Source organism: Serratia plymuthica, from assembly GCF_018336935.1.
GTDB lineage: Bacteria > Pseudomonadota > Gammaproteobacteria > Enterobacterales > Enterobacteriaceae > Serratia > Serratia plymuthica_B.
Window position 1 is genome coordinate 3,135,153 of record NZ_CP068771.1, and the last position, 23,673, is coordinate 3,158,825.

22 protein-coding genes, 1 tRNA gene and 2 pseudogenes are annotated in these 23,673 nt (G+C 52.5%); 10 read left to right on the top strand and 15 right to left on the bottom strand.

Going from position 1 to position 23,673, the window contains the following annotated elements; all coding sequences use genetic code 11:
• Positions 1–201 precede the first annotated feature (201 nt).
• On the top strand, positions 202–1,662 hold the full coding sequence (locus tag JK621_RS14615) for an AMP nucleosidase (protein WP_212556628.1): 1,461 nt from the start codon (positions 202–204) through the stop codon (positions 1,660–1,662).
• Positions 1,663–1,705: 43 nt separating this feature from the next.
• Here the strand turns inward: JK621_RS14615 and nac are convergent, their stop codons facing one another.
• A complete protein-coding gene (gene nac / locus JK621_RS14620) occupies positions 1,706–2,629 on the bottom strand; it encodes a nitrogen assimilation transcriptional regulator NAC (RefSeq protein ID WP_212556629.1) in 924 nt (307 codons plus the stop codon).
• 351 nt (positions 2,630–2,980) lie between these two features.
• Between nac and JK621_RS14625 the strand changes: the two genes are divergently transcribed.
• The 7 genes from JK621_RS14625 to JK621_RS14655 all read left to right on the top strand — a co-directional run bounded on the left by JK621_RS14625 (position 2,981) and on the right by JK621_RS14655 (position 10,786).
• Positions 2,981–3,056 (top strand) — tRNA-Asn (locus JK621_RS14625).
• Between the two features lie 161 nt (positions 3,057–3,217).
• The gene (locus JK621_RS14630) at positions 3,218–4,468 is read left to right on the top strand and encodes a tyrosine-type recombinase/integrase (RefSeq protein WP_049112341.1); all 1,251 of its coding nucleotides are present in this window, start codon (positions 3,218–3,220) and stop codon (positions 4,466–4,468) included.
• A gap of 759 nt (positions 4,469–5,227) precedes the next feature.
• On the top strand, positions 5,228–6,676 hold the full coding sequence (xylB, locus tag JK621_RS14635) for a xylulokinase (RefSeq protein ID WP_072351807.1): 1,449 nt from the start codon (positions 5,228–5,230) through the stop codon (positions 6,674–6,676).
• Positions 6,673–7,698: an ABC transporter permease gene (locus JK621_RS14640; RefSeq protein WP_032693575.1), complete on the top strand. Its 1,026-nt coding sequence runs from the start codon at positions 6,673–6,675 to the stop codon at positions 7,696–7,698. The genes xylB and JK621_RS14640 overlap by 4 nt, the downstream gene beginning before the upstream one ends.
• A gap of 41 nt (positions 7,699–7,739) precedes the next feature.
• Entirely contained in the window at positions 7,740–8,720 is a 981-nt protein-coding gene (locus tag JK621_RS14645) for a substrate-binding domain-containing protein (protein ID WP_212556630.1), read from the top strand.
• A 22-nt stretch (positions 8,721–8,742) separates the two neighbouring features.
• Entirely contained in the window at positions 8,743–10,251 is a 1,509-nt protein-coding gene (locus JK621_RS14650; RefSeq protein ID WP_020439335.1) for a sugar ABC transporter ATP-binding protein, read from the top strand.
• Positions 10,252–10,501: 250 nt separating this feature from the next.
• On the top strand, positions 10,502–10,786 hold the full coding sequence (locus JK621_RS14655; protein ID WP_212556631.1) for a DUF3892 domain-containing protein: 285 nt from the start codon (positions 10,502–10,504) through the stop codon (positions 10,784–10,786).
• A 51-nt stretch (positions 10,787–10,837) separates the two neighbouring features.
• On the opposite strand, the gene hxlB is transcribed toward JK621_RS14655, so the two are convergent.
• The 8 genes and pseudogenes from hxlB to JK621_RS14695 all read right to left on the bottom strand — a co-directional run.
• Complete coding sequence (gene hxlB / locus JK621_RS14660) at positions 10,838–11,398, bottom strand: 6-phospho-3-hexuloisomerase (RefSeq protein WP_049132112.1); 561 nt, start codon at positions 11,396–11,398, stop codon at positions 10,838–10,840.
• A gap of 15 nt (positions 11,399–11,413) precedes the next feature.
• Entirely contained in the window at positions 11,414–12,166 is a 753-nt protein-coding gene (locus tag JK621_RS14665; protein ID WP_015697030.1) for an SDR family NAD(P)-dependent oxidoreductase, read from the bottom strand.
• Positions 12,167–12,275: 109 nt separating this feature from the next.
• Complete coding sequence (gene rpe, locus JK621_RS14670; RefSeq protein ID WP_049089944.1) at positions 12,276–12,920, bottom strand: ribulose-phosphate 3-epimerase; 645 nt, start codon at positions 12,918–12,920, stop codon at positions 12,276–12,278.
• A gap of 24 nt (positions 12,921–12,944) precedes the next feature.
• Positions 12,945–14,198: a PTS transporter subunit IIC gene (locus JK621_RS14675; RefSeq protein WP_212556632.1), complete on the bottom strand. Its 1,254-nt coding sequence runs from the start codon at positions 14,196–14,198 to the stop codon at positions 12,945–12,947.
• A gap of 24 nt (positions 14,199–14,222) precedes the next feature.
• Positions 14,223–14,516 (bottom strand): PTS sugar transporter subunit IIB, encoded by a 294-nt coding sequence (locus JK621_RS14680; protein ID WP_015697027.1) that lies wholly within the window; start codon positions 14,514–14,516, stop codon positions 14,223–14,225.
• 18 nt (positions 14,517–14,534) lie between these two features.
• Positions 14,535–14,984: a PTS galactitol transporter subunit IIA gene (gene gatA / locus JK621_RS14685; protein ID WP_212556633.1), complete on the bottom strand. Its 450-nt coding sequence runs from the start codon at positions 14,982–14,984 to the stop codon at positions 14,535–14,537.
• A gap of 425 nt (positions 14,985–15,409) precedes the next feature.
• Positions 15,410–16,378: a sugar-binding transcriptional regulator gene (locus tag JK621_RS14690; protein WP_015697025.1), complete on the bottom strand. Its 969-nt coding sequence runs from the start codon at positions 16,376–16,378 to the stop codon at positions 15,410–15,412.
• Positions 16,379–16,756: 378 nt separating this feature from the next.
• Positions 16,757–17,086, bottom strand: a pseudogene (locus JK621_RS14695) (pilus assembly protein PilL); the annotation flags it as partial.
• 45 nt (positions 17,087–17,131) lie between these two features.
• Here JK621_RS14695 and JK621_RS25400 point away from each other — a divergent pair.
• Positions 17,132–17,248: pseudogene (locus JK621_RS25400) on the top strand (AraC family transcriptional regulator); the annotation flags it as partial.
• A gap of 397 nt (positions 17,249–17,645) precedes the next feature.
• Here the strand turns inward: JK621_RS25400 and JK621_RS14700 are convergent.
• The gene (locus JK621_RS14700) at positions 17,646–17,816 is read right to left on the bottom strand and encodes a hypothetical protein (RefSeq protein WP_249337074.1); all 171 of its coding nucleotides are present in this window, start codon (positions 17,814–17,816) and stop codon (positions 17,646–17,648) included.
• Between the two features lie 323 nt (positions 17,817–18,139).
• Between JK621_RS14700 and JK621_RS14705 the strand changes: the two genes are divergently transcribed.
• Complete coding sequence (locus tag JK621_RS14705; protein WP_249337075.1) at positions 18,140–18,541, top strand: hypothetical protein; 402 nt, start codon at positions 18,140–18,142, stop codon at positions 18,539–18,541.
• Between the two features lie 34 nt (positions 18,542–18,575).
• Here JK621_RS14705 and JK621_RS14710 read toward each other — a convergent pair whose 3' ends face one another.
• From JK621_RS14710 to JK621_RS14730, 5 genes are read right to left on the bottom strand one after another with little or no spacing between them, the layout of a single operon-like run.
• Positions 18,576–20,114, bottom strand: a complete 1,539-nt coding sequence (locus tag JK621_RS14710; RefSeq protein WP_212556634.1) for a conjugal transfer protein TraG N-terminal domain-containing protein — start codon at positions 20,112–20,114, stop codon at positions 18,576–18,578.
• A complete protein-coding gene (locus tag JK621_RS14715) occupies positions 20,111–20,482 on the bottom strand; it encodes a hypothetical protein (protein ID WP_212556635.1) in 372 nt (123 codons plus the stop codon). The genes JK621_RS14710 and JK621_RS14715 overlap by 4 nt, the downstream gene beginning before the upstream one ends.
• A gap of 16 nt (positions 20,483–20,498) precedes the next feature.
• Positions 20,499–21,980 carry an integrating conjugative element protein gene (locus tag JK621_RS14720; RefSeq protein WP_212556636.1) on the bottom strand — a complete coding sequence of 494 codons (1,482 nt, stop codon included), beginning with the start codon at positions 21,978–21,980 and terminating at the stop codon, positions 20,499–20,501.
• A gap of 10 nt (positions 21,981–21,990) precedes the next feature.
• A complete protein-coding gene (locus JK621_RS14725) occupies positions 21,991–22,998 on the bottom strand; it encodes a TIGR03756 family integrating conjugative element protein (RefSeq protein ID WP_212556637.1) in 1,008 nt (335 codons plus the stop codon).
• A gap of 1 nt (position 22,999) precedes the next feature.
• The gene (locus JK621_RS14730) at positions 23,000–23,404 is read right to left on the bottom strand and encodes a TIGR03757 family integrating conjugative element protein (RefSeq protein ID WP_212556638.1); all 405 of its coding nucleotides are present in this window, start codon (positions 23,402–23,404) and stop codon (positions 23,000–23,002) included.
• Between the last annotated feature and the right edge of the window lie 269 nt (positions 23,405–23,673).

Genomic DNA, 23,673 nt, shown 5'->3' on the forward strand with positions numbered 1-23,673 from the left:
CTTTAGTTTTTCCCCGGCCCTATTTCGGCAAAGCTTTTGCGCCCATCTTCAGCTAACCTGTTGTGATACATTGCTATAACAAAAATAGTTGGCATTACCTCAAGGCAGCGAGCGCTCGCCGCCAACGCAGAGGTAACGTCAAATATGAAGGGTATATCGGCATGCCTCCCGCCGCAGGGACGGGAGAACCAAGGAGAGAGAATGAGTAGTCACCAATCCGGCACCGGCCTTACCCCCGCTCAGGCGATCGACCAGTTGGAAGCGCTGTATGATGCCTCGGTTACCGCGCTGCGCCAGGCGGTGGGCGATTTTATCAGCCACGGCGGCCTGCCCGACATACAAACCCGCGCCGCGGGGCTGTTCGTCTACCCAGAACTGCGCGTAAGTTGGGACGGCCAAAAAACCGGCCAGAGCAAAACCCGCGCCTTCGGCCGTTTTACCCATACCGGCCGCTACACCACCACCATTACCCGCCCGCAGCTGTTTCGCAGCTATTTGACCGAGCAACTGGCAATGCTGGCGCACGACTACGACGCCCATATCGAAGTGGCGCCTTCGCAGCAGGAGATCCCTTTCCCGTATGTGATTGACGGCTCGAACCTGATGCTGGATCGCTCGATGAGCGCCAGCCTCGCGCAGCATTTCCCCACCACCGAGCTGGCGCAGATCGGCGATGAAACCGCCGACGGCCTGTTCAACGCCACCAGCACCTTTCCGTTGTCGCACTTCGACGCGCTGCGGGCCGATTTCTCGCTGGCGCGGCTGCGGCACTATACCGGCACCCCGGTGGAGCATTTCCAGCCCTTCGTGCTGTTCACCAACTACACCCGCTATGTGGATGAATTTGTCCGCTGGGCCTGCGCCGAGATAGCCAACCCGGACAGCCCTTATATTGCGCTGTCCAGCGCCGGCGGCATTTATATCACGCCGGATACCACCGCGCCGGAACAGGCGGTGTCCGATCTGGCCTGGAAAAACCACCAGATGCCGGCCTACCACCTGATTTCGCGCAACGGCCAGGGCATTACGCTGATCAACATCGGCGTCGGCCCGTCCAACGCCAAAACCATTTGCGACCATCTGGCGGTGCTGCGCCCCAGCGCCTGGCTGATGATTGGCCACTGCGGCGGGCTGCGCGAAAGCCAGTCGATCGGCGACTACGTGCTGGCCCACGCCTATCTGCGTGACGATCACGTGCTGGACGCTGTGCTGCCGCCGGATATCCCGATCCCGAGCATTGCCGAAGTGCAGCGCGCGCTGTATGACGCCACCAAAATGGTCAGCGGCATGCCGGGCGAAGAGGTGAAACAGCGCCTGCGCACCGGCACGGTGGTGACCACGGACGATCGCAACTGGGAGCTGCGCTACTCTGCCTCGGCGCTGCGCTTTAACCTCAGCCGCGCAGTGGCGGTGGATATGGAAAGCGCCACCATCGCGGCGCAGGGGTACCGCTTCCGGGTGCCTTACGGCACGCTGCTGTGCGTTTCCGACAAGCCGCTGCACGGCGAGATCAAGCTGCCGGGCCAGGCCAACCGCTTCTATGAGGGGGCGATCTCGGAACACCTGCAGATCGGCATTTGCGCCATCGATCTGTTGCGCGCCGAAGGCGACAAGCTGCATTCGCGCAAACTGCGCACCTTCAACGAGCCGCCGTTCCGCTAACCTGCCCTTCAGGCCCACCGCGCGTGGGCCTTTTTCAAATCCCTTATTGCACCAGCGCCAGCGTGCGTTTTTCCTGGCTGCGACTCACGGCAATCGACAGCAAGATATCCTTCACCACCAACGCCGGTGTGGAAAGCGATTGTTGGCTGGAAATGCACAGTGAAAGCGGCACGCTCAGCGCCGGAGCGGCGATACGCGCCATCCACGCCTTGGCCGGGCCAATCATCGCCCGTGCAACGGATTCCGGCAGAATGGTCGCGCCCAGGCCGCTGGCGATAGCCGCGCTCAGCGTGCCGGGGGATTCGATTTCGCCAATCACGTTGGCGGCCAGCTTGCGCAGCGCCATCGCTTCGTCGACCTGCGTGCGCACCACATCGCCTTCGCGCGGCAGGAACAGATTCAGCCGCGCCACGTCCAACAGATCGACGCTATTACCGGGGCTTGGCACCGCTCGCGTCGCCACCAGATACAGATCTTCTTTCATCAATGCCGTGGCCTGCAGGCCAGCGGGCATTTTAGCGCCGTAGATCACCGCCATATCCAGGCTCTGGCTCGCCACCTGCCCGGCCAGCATCGAACCTATGTTCTCGTTCAGGCTGAGTAAAATCCCGGGATGGCGGTCACGCACCGCCTGCAACAACGGCAGCGCCAGTTGCGCAGCCATGCTGCCCGGCGCCAGCCCGACGGAAACCTGCCCGCTCACCGCCTGGCCTGCGCCGATGACTGCGCTTTGCGCCTGTTCGCACTGGCGCAGAATGGTTTGGGCGTGGGCATAGAGAATATTGCCGGCTTCGGTGGGCTGCACGCCGCGCTTGGTGCGGATCAGCAATTGTTGCTTCAGCTCCCCTTCCAGCGTCGCCAACTGTTGGCTGAGTGCGGGCTGCGCGATATGCAGCACCTCCGCCGCCTGGGTCAGGCTGCCGATATCGACGATTTTCACGAAATATTTTAGACGTCTGAGATTCATATTGCCTCCGTCGAGCCGCTGAACTGCGTATGGCAAAGCCATGTTGACAACAGAACTGCAAAATCCGGGCCAGCGTCACGGAATAAGAGAAAGCGCTAACTAATCGACGGAAAAATAAGAAAAAATGATATTTGCGCAACCTGACACCGACAGGCAACCGGCGGCCGGTGACGAAAGCTTGCACCACCATAAGGCATCTCGCGGCCAGCCGTGGGCCGTTGTGCAGCGCTGCACCAATAAAAGCGATAAAAAGCAGCAGGTTGAATAATCTTGCAGCAAACGGAACGGCGAGACGTTTTCACGCTTTACAAGCCCGGGCCACACCGCTATTATTCGCCCCGTTCACACGATTCCTCTGTAGTTCAGTCGGTAGAACGGCGGACTGTTAATCCGTATGTCACTGGTTCGAGTCCAGTCAGAGGAGCCAAATTCTTGTTTTCATGCCTCTTTGCGAATCCTTATGTGATTTAGATTCAATAAGTTAGCGCGAAAAATCTTCCCGATGTATTTTTAGTTTTCTCTCCGCATCGGGAGAATTTGGTGGTCAGATTTGGGGTCATGTTGGTTCGATGACGGAGTGACCCCCAAATGTCTCTTAACGACACAAAAATCCGCAACTTAAAACCATCCGCTAAACCCTTCAAAATTTCCGATTCCCATGGTCTGTACCTGTTGGTTAATCCAGGCGGTTCACGTCTCTGGTATCTCAAATATCGTATCAATAGAAAAGAATCTCGCCTTGGCTTAGGCGCCTACCCTGACGTGTCTTTAGCTAATGCTCGTCAACAGCGTGATGGTATCCGTAAACTCCTCGCGCAAAATATCAATCCAGCACAACAGCGCTCTGCTGAAAGAACCACTTCCACACCAGAAAAAACCTTCAAACATGTGGCACTGGAGTGGCATAACAGCAACCGAACATGGTCTGAGAACCACGCATCCCGCCTGCTTGCCAGCATGAACAATCATATATTCCCTGTGATTGGACACTTGCCGGTAGCTGAACTGAAACCTCGTCACTTTATCGACCTGCTGAAAAGCATTGAGAAAAAAGGTCTGCTGGAAGTCGCAGCACGTACCCGGCAGCATATGTGCAACATAATGCGTCATGCTGTGCATCAGGAGTTGATAGAGCACAATCCCGCGGCAAATCTGGAGGGTATCATCGCCCCGCCAGTTAAACGTCATTACCCCGCCCTTCAGTTGGAGCGACTACCGGAACTGTTGGCACGCATTGAGGACTACAAGCAAGGACGAGAGTTAACCCGCCTGGCTGTCTCACTCACCCTTCACCTATTCATCCGTTCCAGCGAACTGCGTTTCGCCCGTTGGTTTGAGATCGATTTCAAAAATAGAATCTGGACCATTCCTGCCACTCGCGAGTCCATCCCCGGCGTCCGCTACTCTGGCCGTGGTGCAAAAATGCGTACTCCACATATCGTTCCACTCTCCTGTCAGTCTATTGCTATTCTGAAACAGATACGGGAAATATCCGGACATCAGGAACTTATATTCCCCGGCGATCATAATCCGTATAAACCGATGTGCGAAAACACGGTCAATAAGGCGCTACGCCTGATGGGCTATGACACAAAAGATGAAATCTGCGGCCACGGATTTCGGGCAATGGCATGTAGTGCCCTGATGGAGTCTGGCCTATGGGCGCAGGATGCGGTTGAACGGCAGATGAGTCACCAGGAGCGTAACAGCGTTCGAGCGGCTTACATCCATAAAGCAGAATATCTCGATGCCCGTAAAGCGATGATGCAATGGTGGTCAGATTATTTGGACAGATGCAGAGAGGAATTCGTGCCACCCTATGTCAGGGGCCGCCAGTAGCAGATGGTATGAACCTTAGGATGTGACTAATTGGTAATTTTGAAAAAGGGTTCAGCTAATGGACCCTGTTTTAATTTGCATAAACAGCCATAGAAATGATCGGTCCACAGTCATTTCTCATAGCCAGATAGGCATTCTCACCACGCATTTTTTGCCGCAGGATATCTCGGTAACATCAGAAATGTGGAAACAAGATCTGGTTGAGGCGAAAAGTTCATTTAACTCAACAATCCCCCCTGAGGTTATTATCATAGTGCCGTTTGATTTCGGATAAACCATGGCATACTGCCAATGTATGCGGGGAATTGCTTTTATTAACCGTCTCTTAAACATTGAGACCATTTATTATGAGCTTTCTGTATCACATCCCCAGCACGTTCATCTCACTTGATTATTTGCAAATAAAACCCCTTCAAATAACTGCCCTTGCCAAAATAAACAATCTTAAACTCCATACAGAAGATCAAGCTCAGAGCTAATTTCTACCTGACCGCAAAAAATCAAGGTTATTTCACTGTTCAAACGAACAAACCATCAGAGCTGCCAGGTGAAACTAAAAGTGAGAGCTACGTAACGTTCCCTTAACACGACAATTGACGAATTTATTACGGTGGGTATTGTTTATATCTTACAAACGAGCAAAAAAAACTGATCATATGAGCACAAAACTGAGTATCTAAAACCATAACCCAGTTTGCTTGTCATTCAGTTATCGCTTTCAGCTCTGTCATTTCTTAACGATAGTTCAGAGGTAGTTCAATGAAACAGGACCTTGTTGCGGGTATAGATTCCTCCACCCAGTCTTGTACCGTCATGCTGCGTAGTCTTGAAAATGGCAAGGTGATCGCACAGGCTCGTAAGTTGCATCCACCGACCACACCGCCGTGTAGCGAGCAGGATCCGCAAGCCTGGTGGGATGCATTAGTCTCCGCGCTCACTGAATTAAAACAATGGTGGCCACGTATTGCAGGTCTGGCTGTCGGTGGCCAGGGGCACGGCCTCGTCATGCTTGATAATCACGATCGCCCGCTGCGTCCTGCGAAGCTGTGGAATGACACGGAGTCTGCACCGCAAGCGCGTGAATTGTGCGAGAAGATTGCTCCGGAAGAATGGGCACGCCTGACGGGCTCCGTTCCGGGGCCAGCAATGACCATTTCTAAACTGGCCTGGACAGAACAAAATTATCCGGGGCTGCTGGAAAAAGCCCACCGCATCATGCTGCCGTTTGATTATCTGGTTTACCGTCTGAGCGGTAGCTTTGTGTGCGAGCGCGGCGGGGCATCCGGTACGGGTTACTTCAACCCCTTCACCAATAGCTGGGAACCACAGCTGGCAGCGGTGGTTAACAGTCAAATTGACTGGATTTCCCGCTGGCCCACTATCATCCCGTCGCATCAACCTGCAGGCGTGGTGAAGTTGATGCCTGAGCTGGAGGAACTGGCGGGTGCAATCGTGGGTGTCGGGACCGGCGATAACATGTCTGCCGCACTGGGTATGAACCTGAAAACCGGTGATACCGGTATCTCTATCGGGACCAGCGGTACGTTATATGGCATCACCAGGAAAGGGATTACCGACAGCACCGGCACCATCAACGGTTATGCCGATGCGGCCGATCGCTTTATCCCCATGATTACTACACTGAACTCCGCCAAAGTCACCGATACATTTCGCAAAATGCTGCGCGTTACCCCTGACGAATTCGACGAGCTCGCGCTGAGTTCGCCACCCGGCGCCAACGGTCTTCAGCTTGTTCCGTGGCTGGACGGCGAGCGCACCCCCAACCTTCCTGACGCCACGGGACACATGCGCGGATTACGTACCACCACAACGATGCAGGATATGGCTCGCGCCACCGTGGAAGGCGTACTGTGCGGCCTTCTGGCGGGCGGTCTGGTACTGAAACAACATGGCTTCACTGACGACGGTCGCATTGTTGTCACCGGCGGCGGCGCAAAGTCACGAGCCTATCGTCAGATTCTGGCTGACCTGACGGGCAAGCCCGTTTGGATTTCTCCGGTGGGTGAAACGGCAGCCGCGGGTGCAGCCATTCAGGCTGCTGCTGCCGTGCTGGGATGCACAAATATTGAAATGGCCGATCGCTGGAGTGTGCCGCTTGAGAAAGTGGCCGAGCCACAACAAGATGCGCGCCATGTCCTGGACGCTTACGTTACCTATGCCAATGCATTATCAGGAGAGCTGCAATGAGTTCAATAACTACCCCTGCAAAAATCAAACCGCCTAAGCAGCCGCTCAAAGTCCCTGCAGAAGCGGGTATCGCCGTTGTTTTCTTACTGGTCATGCTGGGCGGGTTTATCGCCACGCCTAACTTCCTGACTGTTTCGAACATGATGGTGTTGCTTCTGAACGGCGCGGTCATCGGCTTCCTTTGCCTGGGACAATCCTTTGTCCTGCTGACCGGGGGTATCGACCTCTCCTGCGGCTCCATCGTGGCGATGACCTGCGTGGTTGCAGCTTTGCTGATGGAGAAATTTGGCATTCCGTGGCAGCTTGCCGTACCCATCGTTTTGGCGGTGGGTGCGCTGAGTGGGCTGGTAAATGGTCTGATAATCGAACGCACCGGCGTGCCGCCATTCATTGTCACTTTTGCGATGATGGGGGTTGCGGCATCCATACCACAAATTATCACCGGCGCCGAATCGATACGCGTGACGCAAATTGGTTACAGCCTCATCGGTCAGTCAAAACCGCTGGGTATTCCGTTCCCTGTCATAGCGCTGCTGCTGGCCATTGTTATTGGTGTCATCTTCCTGCGCCGCACCATCACCGGGACTCACATCTATGCGGTAGGCGGTAACGCAGATGCTGCACGCTTATCGGGGATCAGCATTCCACGCATCACCCTGTTGGTGTATGCCATTTCCGGGCTTTGTGCGGCATGCGGCGGCCTGATTTATGGATCGCGTCTGATGACAGGCTATCCGACGGCGGGCCGTGGTGACGAACTGTTCTTCTCAATAGCGGGTGCGGTGGTCGGTGGCGTCAGTCTATTTGGCGGCACCGGCAGCCTTATCGGCGCGATGATTGGCGCCATGCTTATTGCCTCAATATCGAATCTGATGAACGTGCTGAACGTCAGTGCCTACTGGCAGCCGCTGGTCATCGGCCTGATCATCCTGTTCGGCGTCACCTTCGATACCTTACGTACCTCGAAAAAAATCGTGATCCCCTGGCTCAAAGTCAGGAAGTCACGCAAAACACAACAATAACGCTTCTTAAACCCTGACCTACATATATCCAGGAGATAAACATGAAACTCCGTACCACAATCACCGCAGGTGCAGCGATAGTCGCACTGTCCTGCATGCTCGCCGGCTGTAACCGTGAGGATACTGAAAGCACCGTGGGTGCCGGCAAAAAAACATTGGGCGTTACGCTGCCGAACCTCACCAACCCTTATTACGTTGCCATGAAAAAAAGCTTTGAAGACAATGCAGCGGAACAGGGCTTGAACGTAAAAATTTCGATTGCTGATAATGACGACGCCAAGCAACTTTCGCAGGTGCAGAACTTCATTGAACAGAAGGTGGATGCGGTCGCAGTGAACTGCGTCTCCTCGGGCCCGTGCGTGTCGATCATAAACCAGCTTAATCAGGCAAAAATTCCGGCGTTTGCCATCAACATCCTTCCGGATACCGAGGGGATGAAGCAGCAAAACGTCACGTTGATTCAAGGTGTTCAGACCGATCAGCGTGAAGGCGGCAAGCTCATTGGCCAGCAGCTGTTGAAAGACATTGGTGAAAATGGCACGGCGACAGTAGGTATCGTGGGAGAGCCAACATCCATTGCCGCAAACGCACGTGATGAAGGCTTCAGGGAAGCCGTGGCATCCAACAAAAACATTAAGTTCGTCGCGCTGGTCAATGGCAAAGTAGAAGAAACAACCTCCCTGAAAGTCACCACTGAAATGCTGCAGGGCAGGCCAGAAATTAACGTCGTGTACTCAGACACCGAACCTTCCGCGCTCGGGTCACTGGCGGCAATCCAGCAACTGGGGGTCAGTGACAAAGTGAAGCTGTATGCGTTTGTGGATAAAGAAGGCGTCAAAGCCGTTCAGAACAACAGCATATTGAAAGCCGGTGCGATTCAGGAGCCGGTTAAACTGGCTCAGTTGCTGGTTGAAAATGCCAAGAAGAGTCTGAACGGTGAACAGGTTCCAGCCATGATCAACAACCCACCGCTGCTGGTCACCAAAGACAACGCAGCATCGGTAATGGGTTCAGCATACTGACTTAAGTGAAAGGCGAAGAATGATGAATTATGTGGCGAAGCAGGTCAAAATCGGTTTTTCGGGTGTGCAGGTTCTCCACGGTGTGGATTTCAGCGTAAAGCCTGGCGAGATCCACGGCCTCTTTGGCCATAATGGGGCGGGTAAATCAACGCTACTGAAAATCCTGGCGGGCGTTAACACGCAGGATAGTGGAGAGCTGATGATCGGCGAAACGCCGGTGCACCTTGCTTCGCCACGGGATGCACTCAACAAAGGTATTGCTTGTGTGTATCAGGAACTCCGTCTCATTCCCGGCATGAGCGTCTGGCAAAACCTTTTTCTCGGACGTGAATGTCGTAAAGGCAGTGGCTTTATAGATGATGCAAGTATGATCGCGCATACCGAGAAAGTACTAAATGATTACCATCTGAGTTTCAGCGCTACCGCGCTGGTCAAAAATCTGTCACATCCTGAAAAGCAGATGCTGGAAGTGGTTTCTAACCTTGATCGCGACGCCCGTTTTCTTTTCCTCGATGAACCGACGACCGCGCTGGAAGGTGCACAGGCAGAAGAACTGCTGCAGGCAGTACAACGTATTGCACGCGAAAAGCAGATTGGCGTGGTGCTGGTTTCTCATAAATTAGATGAAGTGTTGGGTGTTTGTGATGAAGCGACCGTCATGTGCGGCGGCCGGGTGATTTACAACGAAGGCAAAAAGACGCTGAGCAAAAGCGCCATCATTGACGCTATTGTGGGCGACGCAAATGCTTATCAGGCGCCGTCTAACAGCCGTAGTCTGATCCGCGGCGCGATGGGCAAACCCTGGCTCTCGGTCACAAACCTGCAGACTGATCGCCTGAAAGGCATCAACCTTGAGGCATATCGCGGGGAAATTTTGGGTATATACGGGCTGGCCGGCGCAGGCCGAACGCGCTTGTGCCAGACGCTGTTTGGGTTGGAAACCGTTACCGGTGGTGACATCCGGCTGGGTCACAAAGAATACCATCCTTCTTCACCGGCAAAAGCCATTGATAAGGGGATTGCTTACCTGACAGAAGAACGTAAAAAAGATGGCTTCATTCCTCAGATGTCGAGCTATGCCAACGCCATGCTGCCGGTTCTGAAAAAATTCCGTTCTGGCGGATTTGTCAGTCACAGCGCTGCGCGGCAGGCCGCCGCTGAGTTGCTGAGCAAGATGAATACGCTGGGAACGCTGAGCGGACCGATTAAATCGCTTTCCGGCGGCAATCAGCAAAAAGTTCTGCTCGCCAGGGTCATTGCGCAAAACGCCAATCTGGTATTGCTGGATGAGCCGACCAAAGGCGTCGACATTGGGGCAAAAGCGGATATTTATCGCATCATCCATCAGTTGGCAGATAAAGGCTGCTGCGTCATCGTGGTATCGAGTGAGGAAGAGGAATTGCTGGACGTGGCAGATACCATTACGGTGTTCCGACAGGGTAAATGCGATGGTGTGATCATTCCTGCACGCGACCTTAAACCCGCAGATCTTCGCAAAGCCGCATGGGAGCATGCTGAAGCCCAGGCTTAGGGCACTCATTCCGAACAGAACGCATCCAACGGCCAGCTAAGCTGGCCGTTTTTGTTTCAGCATTTGATTAACGTTATAGTTGCCCTCCTGCAGAAGACCCAAACAAATTGCATCAAGTGAGTTACCCCGCATACAGGCTCTGAGCGCTGGCGCAAAATGAGTGGAAAAATTGTGCAATCTGTCATTGGTATATTTGCAACAGGACAGATATTAAGTTGTGCAAAGTGGTTATATGGGAGGGGCAAGAGAAATGGCAGACTTTTACATCTCGGGTATACGCAGAGACAATGCAGGGCGACACATTCAGTACGTTAAAATCATCAAAGCCGGTAATGGTGAGAAGGACGCATCAATTAACTCGCGTCAGTTTGTCGCTGAGTTGATAAATGCCGGTAAGACAAGCTTTCAAACAATTAACTACGTGAATGACAAGTGGGTTTATGGGGCAATGGTTCATGTTATTGATGGGATTTATCTCACGACCGATCCTAATGATACCAAACGCGATAACCTGGGTAATTTGCCCACTTTTTAATGATATGATGTTATAAGCGAATGAGCGCTTCCGGCGAAGCGCTCAGTGTCATTACTCAAAATCAGCGTGTCGTTTAAACATGGTTTCACTGGTTTCACGCAGTTGGTCCATGAGTTCCAGCACGATGGCATCGTAGGTGATAAAGCAGAGTTGCTCGAAAGAGGAACCCATTGGCTGCGAAAACTGGCCCGGAGTGCGATCGTTTTCAGTTTTGACAGTTCCCGGTAATACCAGCACGCAGTTGGCCAACTGGCCAATCGCAGAGTCTTTCTTCATGGTGACCAGCGCCACGTCGACACCACACTCAACAGCTTTCTGCGCAAGGCTCTTGAGACTGCCTGTTTCGCCACTGCCTGAACCAATAATTAACAAATCACCCGCTTTCGTATGAGGTGATGAAATTTCCCCAACTACGCTGACCGAGAAGCCTAAATGCAATAAACGGTTAGCGAACGCGCGGATGGCAATACCGCTGCGCCCTGCACCTTGCAGGAAAATATGCTTCGCATTACGGATCTGCCCGATAAAATGCTGCGCCTGATCATTGTCGATATTGAGCGCGTTTTGTTCTAGTTCCCTGAGAATACTGACAGTATTTTCTTGAACACCCATTTTCTTTTCCTCCGGTCAGGCAATTGTACGGCCACCATCCATGAGGATCGTCTGTCCCTGGATGTAAGAATTTGACTTATCAGCAAGGAAGATGGCCAGGTTTGCGACATCATCGATTGTGCCCAGACGACGGACCGGAATTTTCTCCAGTACTGCGTCTAAATCTGCCTGCGTCGGGTAATTAACACGCATCATTTCGCCGGTGTCGATAAGACGCGGCGCGATAGCGTTGACGTTAACACCTTTTGGACCCAACTCCTTCGCCAGACCACGAATAAGACCTTCCCCCCCCGCTTTACTGGCCGGATAGCTCACCCCCCCGCCAGTACCTGACAGCGCAGAACCGGAGGAGATGTAAACGATTGAACCCTGGTTAGTTAAGAAGTCATCGTAAAATGCTTTGACCGTATTGAATAAACCCGTCAGGTTGATTGAGAGTGTTTTGTTCCACTCTTCGAAAGTAATGTCTTTGACTTTATTGGCAAAAGCGACACCTGCGTTCAAAACCAGAATGTCGATACGGCCATAAGTTTCGATAACTTTTCTGCGCACTTCAGCCAGTGCCTGCGGATCAGAGACGTCCGTTTTGACAAAGAGCGATTTAACATTGCCAAAGGTCAGTTCTTGCGCAGTTTTGATGCCATTAGCCTCGTTATAATCGACAATGACGGTATGCGCACCGCGTTCGGCGAATTGTTTTGCAATTCCTTTACCAATCCCATGCGCACCACCGGTAATTAGCGCAACTTTACCTTCAAAATGACTCATCGGTTGTTCTCCTGAATCTTTGTACTTAACGTGAGAGGAATCCCCCACGTCTGCGGTCTACATAATGATTACGCGCTCAATTAAGAGCGCGTGAATGTATGTTGGATACTTAATGCATGACAGACTTTAATGCCTGATAGCTTGCTTTAGGGTTGTCATTAAATAATGCGCCACCGACAACAATTAAATCAGCACCCGCCTCCTGTACTTTTTCCGCTATTTCCAGATTAACGCCACCGTCGACTTCAATTTGAATGTGTCGGCCAGCAATCATTTCTCTGGTTTTCCTGATTTTCTCGAGGCTTTTCTCGATGAAAGTCTGCCCGGGTTGCCCCGGGTTAATGGTCATAATCAGGATGTAATCAATATCGTCCAACAAATATTCCAGAACACTTTCAGGCGTACCCGGATTGATGACCACACCGGCTTTTCGCCCGGCCTTTTTTATTTTCTGTAAAATAAAATGCACATGCGGCGTTGATTCATAATGCACTGAGATCATTTCTGCGCCAGTATTGATAACATCATCAATATGTCTTTCAGGATTAGCCAGCATCATGTGTACGTCGAAAGTCATTTTGCTGGCTTTTTTCATTGCAGAAATTTGATTCGGCCCAAAGGCAATATTATTTACGAAGGTTCCATCCATTAAATCAACATGCAATATTTCAGTGTTCTCTTCTTCTAAAAAACGGAGCTCATCTTGCAGACTTAAGATATTCGCGCCAAAAATTGATGGTAAAATCTGTGCCATGGTAAGCAAACCTCATTTTTAAAATCAATGGAATACAGTGCTCAACCAATACGTCAATACTTCCCACGGGCCAGTCAGTACAAAGTCAGTACCCTGCCCCTGCAAGCCGACGCCTGCGCCATGCAGGAATTGGGTTGCACCCGGAGCCACATACCCTCCTAAATACATCACGACAATACTGAACAGTAAGGTTGAAATAATTGAGCGGATGACGTTCCCGTTGCTGGCCATTACGGTCATGGTTGTCATATAGATGATTGACATCAGAACGCCGATTGGGAAAATCATGATCCCCGGTAAAATCAGTGCGCAAAGCATGGTCAACGGAATGGTGATAACGGTGACGGTGATGGTCGCTGGGTCGCCCAGTGCCAGTGCACAGTCCATACCGATGTTCAGTTCGGCGTCTTTACCCATCTGCTTTTGCATAATCTCTTTGGCACTTTTCCCAATTGGAGACAGTCCTTCCATCAGGACACCCACCACTTTAGGCAGGAGCACCATTACCGCAGCCACCCCCATTGCCATCGGGACAATAGTGGTCACAGGCTGTTTCGTCAGCAGTCCAAGCAGACAACCTACAATGACACCGATGATAGCGGGTTCACCAAACACACCCAGACGTTTCTGTACGCTCTCCAAATCAACGTCGAGCTTGTTCAGGCCGGGGATCAGGTCGATAATTTTATTGACCAGCAGTGCAAAAGGTAATGTCCAGCCTATATGGATCATGGTGGTACAGGTCGTCCCTTCCAGGCCATAATATTTCTGCCAACGGGGAGCAATTAAATCGCCAATAAACAGAGCGATAACGCTAAGTGCGACTGCCACGCCAAAACCGATAAAGAAGCTGTCAAACACGAAATAGGCCAGCGCGCCGGGAACCAGGAAGTGCATATAATTCCAGATATCAACGTTCAGCGTTTTGGTTAATTTAAGACGAACAAGTAGCAAATTAAGAATAATACCCACTGGAACAACTAAAGCGGCAAAGGGTGCCACCCATGCAGCCGCGCCCACCGCTGGCCATCCGATATCAGCCACGGTGAATCCGCTTCCAAGCTTTGAATAGTAGTCAATCGCCGGCTGCAGGGATGTACTCAACAGATTAACAACCAAACCTAAACCAATGAAACCGATACCCACGGTGATACCAGACTTAATGGCAGCACCGACTTTCATGCGGAAAACCAAACCCAAAATGAAGATGACAAGTGGCAGGATTGCCGTTGCCCCCATGCTTGTTATCGTTAGCATTATGTTTTTTAACATGTCCATCTTGTCATCCCCTGTGTTTTCTTATTAGTTTTTAGCCAGCTCTGTTAATAAATCCCCTAGTTTTTTTCGTAACACAGCTTCATTAATCCCGGTGATAAACCCGGCCACACTCATATGCGGTTTGCCGATATCACCTTTGTAGTTATTCGTGGTTAAAACCACATCAGCATTCTGTAACTCAGAAGGAAGTTCTGACATGCTGCATTTATTTATTTTGAACTGAGTAATGCCATATTCTGTACACACGGATTTCACTTCATCAGCAGCGATAGTTGACGTTGCGACACCGCTCCCGCAGGCTACGAGGATATTAATCATCATTATGCTCCTGAACTCTTATTGCATGACGGTGGAAATAAAAAGTGCCTGCGCTTTCTCGGAAGGAAGCTCAAGTAAATTTTGATAAAAGTCTTCCATTTGAAGATGACTAAACAGGGCCTTCAGCAGTTGCAACTGATTAGCCGGATCGGTCACGACCAAATTGATAATGAGTTTGACCCACAATTTATCGTCGCCATCAGCCTGATCAACCTGAACCGGTTCAGGTAAGCGAATAATATAAATCGACGGGCTGTTGGCCTGGTTGCTGTCGCAATGTGGGATCGCCACAGAATAACCATCAAGCAAAATACCGGTTGGATACATGGCTTCGCGTTCGCGCAGTGCTGCCAGATAGGTCTCTTTCACTATCCCTTCTGAATACAGCTTTTTATGGATGTGCTGCAGCACCTCGTCGTAATTTTTGAATGCTGCACCATCTGCAACATTGATAGTCACTGTACTCACCTCTTCACCTCACTTCATCAATGCTCTTATGAGCAATAAAACAAATCATATGAGCAGTTATAGCACGCCAATTTTTCCCGCAAACTGAAAACATGGAAAAGTTATAGGTTGATCACAAAATAAATTCAAAGGTGCAATAAAATAAACGCTCATGTGAGAAAAAAAGGAAGTGTCATCTATTAAAACACTCATGCCACCTGGAAAGTTAAAGTGTATATATCTCCAAAAATCAGAGAGATGAGAGATTAAATGAAGATTTTTTGGATATGGACTGACCCATGCCAGCGAATTTGGTCATGCTCTGCCGTTAGCCATTCTGTTTAATGCTGAATTATTGATGACGGTGCGTTATGCATACCTGAGAGGAAGGTGATCAAGGGCGCGGGCAGCGCCCAATATTTCTGGGGTTCGGGGATTTATATCTATCAGGAATTGACAAGCTTCACAGCCGTATCGAAATCTGTGATTAGCACATCAAGAAGGCCTGACTTCAGAGAAGCGACTATGCCTTCATATTTCTGCTCCCCTCCCGCCACGCCAATCACGGTTTTCGTGTTACGCAATTGCTCAGTGGAAATACCAAACCCTAGACGGCTCATTGGGCTATCAAGGATCTCACCTTTACTGTTGACGAGCGTTATGCAGACATCAGCAGCGATATCTTTCTCAAACAGATTTTTTTGCCACGACTCGGGAAAAATATCACACAAACTGGATGAGCCTGTTTTCCAGGCGCCAATACCGGTGATGACAACATCCAGCTGAGAATAATATTGTTGGGTATCCACCACAGCCGGATCACTGGCCAGTTTTTGGGCCAGGCTTTCATCATCCACCCACATCGGCACATACATAGGATGTGCCTTGCCCTGAGAGATAGTCGACAGTCTGTGGATAAGGTCGATCGGGCCCTGGCTAAATTCAATGCCCGGATGAACACCAGATAGCTGCACAACATCTAATGCCGGCAAGCTGGTGAGTTGACTCACTGTGCTGGATAAAACGCGTCCCCAGGCAATACCAACCTTCATTCCCTCAGCGAGATTATTGTTGAGATAACTTGCAGTGATACCACCCAGCTTCTCATTCAGTTCTTCCTGATTGGACCAGGATTCTGACACGGAAAGCACGATTGCCTTCTGCAGACCATACTTTCCGCAGAGATTAAGTGCGATCTCTTCGTCAAGCAGTTGCTGCTTTGGAAAGAGAAACTTCACATACTCTTCCTTAATTGCCTCATCGATAAGACGCGCCGCTTTAAACCTCGAAATCTCAAGTTCTTCAGCGATCTCAGTTTTGGTCTTCATCTCGACAAAGTAACGTCGGACGACGAGAGAATAGATGTAGCGGGGGTCGTAACCTGACCAGCGACTGTTTTTTATACGTTTAGGCATAGAGCATTCCATCTTCATCCAAAGACAATATCAGTTGAGTTAACTGTTATCCCCTGCAAGTTACTCATAAGAGTACACTTTTATCCGCTCCTTTGACATGATCATATGAGTATTATCTTTTGGCTGAGTGATACCTAGCGCACAGCCTCTGGCTTAAACTCGGGATATGCAGTTCACCGTCAGGCACCATAGACGTGGATCAACGCGACTTCATTATTGAAGCCGGTGTTTGGCAAGAGAATTTGACCTCGCCTTACGATGATGTCCTGCGCTTCACTAGTCCTTCGCCACCATTAGGTTGGAAGGAGACGTTCCTCCAAATGACTGACCATCCTCGGCACTCATAAAAAACTGGCCAGAAGGCCGGTCACCGTGATCAGCACATCTATGCAGCACCCCAGCCGACCCTCCAGATGCAGCCCCACGCTGGTACGACTCCCGATGCGATGCGGGTGGCGCAGCGCATCAGCAACCGTCGGTTTTACTGACGCCGGAATACGGATATCGATGATTTGCGAGAGCGCATTACGCTGAACGGCCGCCGGGTCAGTGCTGACCAATAAATAACGGTCGTAACGCACCACCTCCGGGCCTGCCCGTAGGCTCCGGGCTGACCGGCTGAACATTACGGTTGACGGTAACAGACGGCGTAACAGGGGAAATATCACGCTGCTACAGAGGCTGCTGAGTAACAGACCCGGTCAGCATGAGTGTTGCCAGGGAGGAAACGAGGTTACAAAATGTGGCAAAAAACTGGGGCATGAGTCCGTTAACGCCTTTATAACCATGTTCAGGAAGGTGATGGGCAGCACAACAGCGCACTATTTTGCCGAACGAAAAAAAGGAGGATCACTGACCCGCTCATGCTAAAAATACGCCGTGAGGTTTTAACACCCGTTTCTAGCAGAGAGCTGACCATCAGACTGGGTTGGTGCCCTTATAGCAAGGATCTATTTTCCGCATGCGGCCACACCCCAGTTCAGTCAGGTGATTCTTTCTATTGGCCTGTCGAGAATCATTCTCTTGGCTCATCGAAATTATTGGTTGCCTGCCTTATATAAGCTCCCCGTACCCCCCCCCCCCCGTTATTCCATTTAGTTCTCGCTATTACCGGCGCAGAGATGCTCATCCGGCTCTTTCCGTCGGTTTGAATACCCGTTGTAATGTTGCCATTATGAAATCTACCCCTCACCGTATGAAGAGATAGATGTGGTAAGAAATGAAAGTAGTGTAGGGTCCTAACTCGCGTCAGGTTTCTTTAGCGTGATCACAAAGTAATGCTCGGGTTTTGAAATCCTCCCCCATATACGATTGATAAATTGGCAATTTTGAAGAATTCATCCGCACTGATATCGAATGCTAATTCAATTTTCTTTACTTTTCCGGCACCTATAATGTCTTGGGCCTCGCTAAAATTATGGACTTGTTTTATGGGCATTCAGGTGGCCTCTTCGCGATGATTAAAGTGTGTAAAGCTCATGCCATTAAATGGTCATAACATGACGTTATTATGTCAAGGGCGAGGTACTTAGATTACGAGTGACTGCTATCTAACCACATTTAAATAAACCGGTAAACCACATGAGTAGGATTTGGATTTGAATGGACTGAGTAATTGGTATTGACTGGAACTGTAAGTATGGACTGACCCCGCCCCGGTAGACGATCCTGCCCTATAGTTTGAGCATAGGGGGAGCCAGGCAAATAGCAATTGATTGTTATTTAAGCTACGATGAGGTCAGGCTATCATCTGGTTAAGGAATGATGATGAACGAAACAAAGCAGCACCACGCTTATCAACGCGGGGTTAGCATGGCAAGCCTATGGAAGCGCCTTAAAGGTACGATTCTGAAGTGGGATGCCATTTGTGTGGCTAAAGCACGTAGCCATAAGCTACCATGTTGGATTGGTCACATTCCGATGAGCATGCTTGTAGTAGCGATGATGTCTGCAGTTGTATTTGGAGGCATTATTATCGCAAGCTCTGCTGTTCTACTCGGGGGGTTAATACTTGCTGGCAGCATTTTCTCTTCTAAGGAAAAAATAACTGATTCATCTGTGCATACTGATAGCACTTACAAATCGCCAACTGAATATAGGGCAGATGGAGAATTCGGCCCTGGATGGTATGCTGGTAATTACAAGGTCAGTGATGACTACTGAGGTAATCGCTACCCCAGTAGTCAATCTGGTTACACTATTTACCGACAAGGTTATTGGCACCTTTACTGCCAATTGTATCAGCTACTGCACCACCAACTTTCCCCCCTGCAGCTTTACTATCTGCGGTCCCATTAGCTAAAGCAGTACCTAAACTCTGACCTACAGAAATGCCCGCCCATGATAATGCCCCAAGCCACACTGCAGGCAGAACCAGAAACATACACCCCATCACCAGATTCATGATCAAGTCGTCAGAACTGTTCTGAAAACCAGCCACGTTCCATCGGCTATGCGTATCCGAGCCGTATAACGCTTCCAGCAGCCAACTGTCCAGCCAGCGCGCCAGCTCCCACCAGAAGGTCAAAAAGTTCAGCGCAAACACCACGAATGTCACCGTGATCACCGCCTTATACTCATAGGTTGCGAAGACCAGGATGAGCGGTACCATGATGTACACCGCCATCAACAGTACCGCCTGCACCATCGGCAACGCCTGACGCATCGCATCAAATGCCGGATACGCCGCTAGGCTCCCCAGTGCGGCCCCGCCCATCGAGGCAATACGGTTAACCGAGTTGTCCAGGGTAAAGTCCGCGTTACCGCCATAGCCGGCATACGCCCGTCCGTCCTGGGAGACTGTCAGGTTATCCGGACTGACCAGGCGGCGCACCACCGCCTCTTTATAGTCCGCATCCGGCTGCCCCATCATCTTCAGCGCAGCGGACATTCGCAGCATCACGCCCGGGTCGACCTGCTTCACGACTCTGGCCTCCAGGCCCGTCTCACCGGCTGACCACCACTCATTGCAGGTCGGATACCCACCCCGTCCGGTGTTAGGCCGGCCACTGTCCCGTGCTTCATTCCACGGGAAGCTAGCACGCGGCGTTTTCGACTGCAGATTGTTGTAGTACCCGCCGTTCAGGAAGGTCTTCGACCCCAGCCACTCGATATCACGCAGCGTGGCCTTGTCCGTCGTCTGCCCCTGGTCGCGGTTCTGCCAGGTATACAGCGCCAGCGCGTAGCAGTCATTGGTGAAGTCCTGCAGCTCCTTCGCCAGACCCGGGTTGTTGACCCGACTGTGCTGGACCTCAAAACGGACCTGTCGCAGATCCGGCCGGCACGGAATGGTGGCCACGGCCGCCGAGGTGATCCCCTTCGACAGCTTATGTACTACCAACCACCACACCGGCACCTTCGCCGTTTGGCCGTTCATGCTCGACATGATATTGGCGTACCCGGTTTCATCCGGCTTTTTGGGTGTCCAGGTACCGCAGGTTGCCGCCCGGCTGCTGTCATATTTGATGGTATCCAGGCTGACATTCATCAGCGGCAGGCAGCAGGTAAGCATCACGAAAAACGCGCCGTAGAGCAGGTTCTCAATGCGCGGCAGGGACAGCATCCCTTTGTTGCCCTCATCCTCACCTTCCTCCCGGACCTTCAGCCAGATGGCCGCTACCTTGAACAGCAGCGGCAGCACAAACAGCCCCGTACTGACCAGCAGCTCCCACAGGCCGTTGTTAATCAGCCAGCCGAGCAGCGTCAGGAAATACTCCAGATAGCTGTTGGTCATCATAAGGTCAGCCCTCCGCCAAAGAGGCTGTATTCACATGCCAGGGCAAATGCCGCGCAGGCGATGGCCATGCGCTTGAGGGGTTGTCGGTATTCCGGTTTGCAACCCGGCGCATGCCAGATTTTCCAGAATCCCCAGGCCAGCACGGCGTATAGCGCCAGGCGCCAGCTCAGCCAGCCATAACGGGTGCTGTGCACCCAGTCACGTAACGCGGTACTCTCTCCTGGGTGATTGACACCCCAGTGGGCCATGCCCAGCGCCACTATCATCGCAATCACCAGCATGCCCAGCATCTGCAGGACACGCTTTGCCCGGTGACCGAGCCGGCCGCCCCTGCGGGGCGACACACCTTGTTTATCTGTTCCAGCCATTGATGCATCCCCACGATTACTGGTCGCTTTCCGGTACGGCCAGTTGGTTGAACTTGGTATCCGGGCTGTCAACCGACTGACGCTGCGGGTTGGTTTCCGCACGGTTGTTCTCGCGATCGATGATAGTCAGCACCGCGTTACGGGAAATCTCGCGTTTCATCTCCATCTCGTTTTTCAGCGCCGTGATTTCGCGGTCCAGCGCCTCGATACGCCGATCGCCCTCTTCCATCGCCATTTTCTGGACAGCAGCATTGGGCTCTGACATGCCGGTGGTGACCATACGGCGCATGATAAAGGCCGTTTCAATGGTGTCAGCCATCGCCAGTTCGCTGGCCAGGCGGCCGACCAGGGCAGCATTATCCGGGTCACGCTGCAGCGCCTTGATAACCCCGGCGGTCACCGCCAGGCTGCCCGTCTTGAGCTTGGCCAGGTTGCCCGTGGTGGGTTTCTCTGCGCCGTTGACCAGTTTGGCCAACTGCTCATTATTTGCTTTAGTCGCCTCTTCCAGCATCGGGGCAAAACCGGTGCCGGCCACGGTACTGCCTGGTTGCTCACTGCCTTCACCACTGGTGCATTGCGCCGCATCTTTACAGGTGCGCAGGGAGGAATCCCCCAACACCTTCACCACGGCAGCTGCCGCTTCTTCACTGCTGGCATATTTGGCACAGGCACCGCCGGTGCAGCTACTGCCGGATACGCTGGAGGTACTGGTGACCGGCAGCGCATTCATCATGTTGTAGCCGGCGGCCGCCAGGTCGTGCGTTGGCTTGATGGCAGGCTGGCCGGCACCACCCCGCTTTTGACCGCCGATCCAGGTCTGGCCGGATTGTCCGGTCACTTTCTCCGTGGCATTCATCGACCGCACCGCATCGGCATCCCCGTTATTGATCAGGCTCTTGGCTTCTTCCATCGCGGCGGCCTGGCTCCAGCCGCCGGAGTCCGCCATATCCATCATCCGCTTGGAGAGGTTCTGACAATTCAGCTGTGCCTTGTCGAACGCGACACCGCCCTGCAGCACCCCGTTGGTCAGCATTTCATACAACCCCGGGTTGGCTCGCTGGATAGCCATCGCCGGCAGGCTGGCCACCGCACCGGTAGCCCCCTGGATAACACTGCCCATCAGGTTCTTGAAGCCGTCCGTCACCCCGTTGAGCTGGTTGCCAATGGTGGTCTTCAAGTCGAAATTGCCGCACATCAAATCCGAGCTCCAGCCCAGGTTCATACCCAGCCTCTGCATGTTGCCGCGCGTCGCCGGCTGTGAAATCACCGAGCCACCACCCAGGGAGTAGAACAATTTGTCCGAGACTGCGCCGCTGGCGCTCTTCCCGTACCCCACATTGCTGTCATTTACCTGGGGCAACGAAATGCCAAACAGGGTGCCGTTATCATCATTGTCGTCAGCGTGTGCGTTCACGCCGGCCAGCGCCAGGCTGCCGGCAATCAGCAGAGACAGCAGGCTGCGCCGTCCCAAAAGAGATTTATTCATCGTGTTATTCATCGTTTATGCCTCAAAAATCCGTGCTGTAGAGGAAACGCTGCCCGCGGCGCTGGCAGCAGCTGTAGGGTTGCCACAGGGCAAAGGCAGCGTTCGCATCCGCTGCCGGCGGATGGTCGCCGTCCGGGAACACCGCGCAGGACTGACTCAGTTGCGGCGCCAGGCGCTGCCACTTGTGGTTACTGGTACCGGTATTTTCCTGAACCGCGCCTGGTGGCCAATACCCTTCCGAGCGCTGTCCCATCAGGGGCTGATAGACATGGGGCTGGCCAGAACGGGTGATGATGTCCGCCACCCGCTGCGCCACCAGGGCGCCGGCCTTGTCGTCATCGACCTGGGTCACAAATCCCGATCGGGGATAGACGTTGCCCCACATATTCGCGGCCGCCTGACTGCCGACCTCACGCTGACCGGGGATCAACGCCTCCGGGTACAGCGATTCGGGCATACCGGTACGCCATGCCAGACTATCCAGTGTGCTGAGGAAATACGGCACAAAAGGGGTCGCCGCAGAGCGGCACGAATAGCCGGCAATACTGCCGCCAATCAGGGACGTCGCCGGATGGCCAATGGCATCGGCATACTTGAAGTGGAGATTGGTTTTACGTTGCCCGGGCGTTTTCAGCTCGTTGTTGCCGCCGGCGGCGGACACGCCACTCAACGCGCTGGTGATACTGCTTTCCAACCCGCCGGCGGCCTGGCTCACCATCGACATTTCACGCCAGGGATTGCCTCCTTGGGTGTTGTACGCCGACACCACAGCTTCCGGGATAAAGTGGGTGACTTTGACGGAGGTCCGCACCTTGCAGCCAAACGGCGTACACAGCAGCCAATAACAAATGCCGCTGACGCGCCAGCTGATACAGGCCTGCGATACAGCACTCGCGACAATCTGCACGCTGTTGAGCGCAGCGTTCGCTGCCGGCACGCTGGCCGCGGACAACAACATGGCCACACTGAGGGATTTAAGGGTAAGGCGGGGTTGCCCAAGAGACACCCCATACAAAGGGGGTTGCTGCATATCACTGCCCCCCTTGTGACTGGGCGCGCAGTGCCGTTGCCTGGGCTACGTCAGCCGTGCCATATACCACATCCGTATCGTCAAATACGACGGCCGGCACTTTTGTAACGCCCAGTTCCCAGGCGCGCACCACCGCACGGTAGACCGTGGCCAGCTCCTGTTCATAAGCCTGCCATTGCGGCGACTGCAGCACGGCTTTAGCCTGGCGTTCGGCTTCATCCGGGTTCGACGACAGCTCTCCAAACGTCTGCACCTGCAGCTGTTCAGGGCCGTCAAGATAAATAACGGAGACCGAGACATCGACGTTACTCGGGGGATGGTGGGAATCGGTATAGAGTACCGTGCCGGCAAACACTGACGCCGGCATCAGCAGAGGGAACAACGTCAGCAACGTGCTGATTTTCATGGCCTGCACTCCTGCGTGGATAGAATCCACACAGGGTGCTACGGGCAGCTCAAGAAGGCAGCAAAGAAGTCTTTATTGGATTATGAAAATTTTAGTCGTTGGTGCTTCAATCGGCCTAGGTCACGTTTTCAAACCTAGTGTTTGCTATTAGCACCAAATCGTCCGCAAGAGATGTCTCACTTGAATGACTCGTTTGATTTGGCTGGTCTTGAGGCTGAGCGGAACTTTGGGGTGAACTGTATACCTATAAAGCTGGCCCCATACGGGGC

Bases quoted from the DNA above. Each gene is read 5' to 3' on its own strand.
- JK621_RS14665 (WP_015697030.1), bottom strand. From the start codon at position 12,166: ATGAGTCATTTTGAAGGTAAAGTTGCGCTAATTACCGGTGGTGCGCAT.
- JK621_RS14650 (WP_020439335.1), top strand. From the start codon at position 8,743: ATGAATTATGTGGCGAAGCAGGTCAAAATCGGTTTTTCGGGTGTGCAG.
- JK621_RS14655 (WP_212556631.1), top strand. From the start codon at position 10,502: ATGGCAGACTTTTACATCTCGGGTATACGCAGAGACAATGCAGGGCGA.
- hxlB (WP_049132112.1), bottom strand. From the start codon at position 11,398: ATGGGTGTTCAAGAAAATACTGTCAGTATTCTCAGGGAACTAGAACAA.
- JK621_RS14700 (WP_249337074.1), bottom strand. From the start codon at position 17,816: ATGCCCATAAAACAAGTCCATAATTTTAGCGAGGCCCAAGACATTATA.
- JK621_RS14715 (WP_212556635.1), bottom strand. From the start codon at position 20,482: ATGGCTGGAACAGATAAACAAGGTGTGTCGCCCCGCAGGGGCGGCCGG.
- JK621_RS14710 (WP_212556634.1), bottom strand. From the start codon at position 20,114: ATGATGACCAACAGCTATCTGGAGTATTTCCTGACGCTGCTCGGCTGG.
- JK621_RS14645 (WP_212556630.1), top strand. From the start codon at position 7,740: ATGAAACTCCGTACCACAATCACCGCAGGTGCAGCGATAGTCGCACTG.
- JK621_RS14720 (WP_212556636.1), bottom strand. From the start codon at position 21,980: ATGAATAACACGATGAATAAATCTCTTTTGGGACGGCGCAGCCTGCTG.
- JK621_RS14730 (WP_212556638.1), bottom strand. From the start codon at position 23,404: ATGAAAATCAGCACGTTGCTGACGTTGTTCCCTCTGCTGATGCCGGCG.
- xylB (WP_072351807.1), top strand. From the start codon at position 5,228: ATGAAACAGGACCTTGTTGCGGGTATAGATTCCTCCACCCAGTCTTGT.
- JK621_RS14680 (WP_015697027.1), bottom strand. From the start codon at position 14,516: ATGATTAATATCCTCGTAGCCTGCGGGAGCGGTGTCGCAACGTCAACT.
- JK621_RS14675 (WP_212556632.1), bottom strand. From the start codon at position 14,198: ATGGACATGTTAAAAAACATAATGCTAACGATAACAAGCATGGGGGCA.
- JK621_RS14705 (WP_249337075.1), top strand. From the start codon at position 18,140: ATGATGATGAACGAAACAAAGCAGCACCACGCTTATCAACGCGGGGTT.
- JK621_RS14640 (WP_032693575.1), top strand. From the start codon at position 6,673: ATGAGTTCAATAACTACCCCTGCAAAAATCAAACCGCCTAAGCAGCCG.
- JK621_RS14690 (WP_015697025.1), bottom strand. From the start codon at position 16,378: ATGCCTAAACGTATAAAAAACAGTCGCTGGTCAGGTTACGACCCCCGC.
- JK621_RS14630 (WP_049112341.1), top strand. From the start codon at position 3,218: ATGTCTCTTAACGACACAAAAATCCGCAACTTAAAACCATCCGCTAAA.
- JK621_RS14725 (WP_212556637.1), bottom strand. From the start codon at position 22,998: ATGCAGCAACCCCCTTTGTATGGGGTGTCTCTTGGGCAACCCCGCCTT.
- nac (WP_212556629.1), bottom strand. From the start codon at position 2,629: ATGAATCTCAGACGTCTAAAATATTTCGTGAAAATCGTCGATATCGGC.
- JK621_RS14615 (WP_212556628.1), top strand. From the start codon at position 202: ATGAGTAGTCACCAATCCGGCACCGGCCTTACCCCCGCTCAGGCGATC.
- rpe (WP_049089944.1), bottom strand. From the start codon at position 12,920: ATGGCACAGATTTTACCATCAATTTTTGGCGCGAATATCTTAAGTCTG.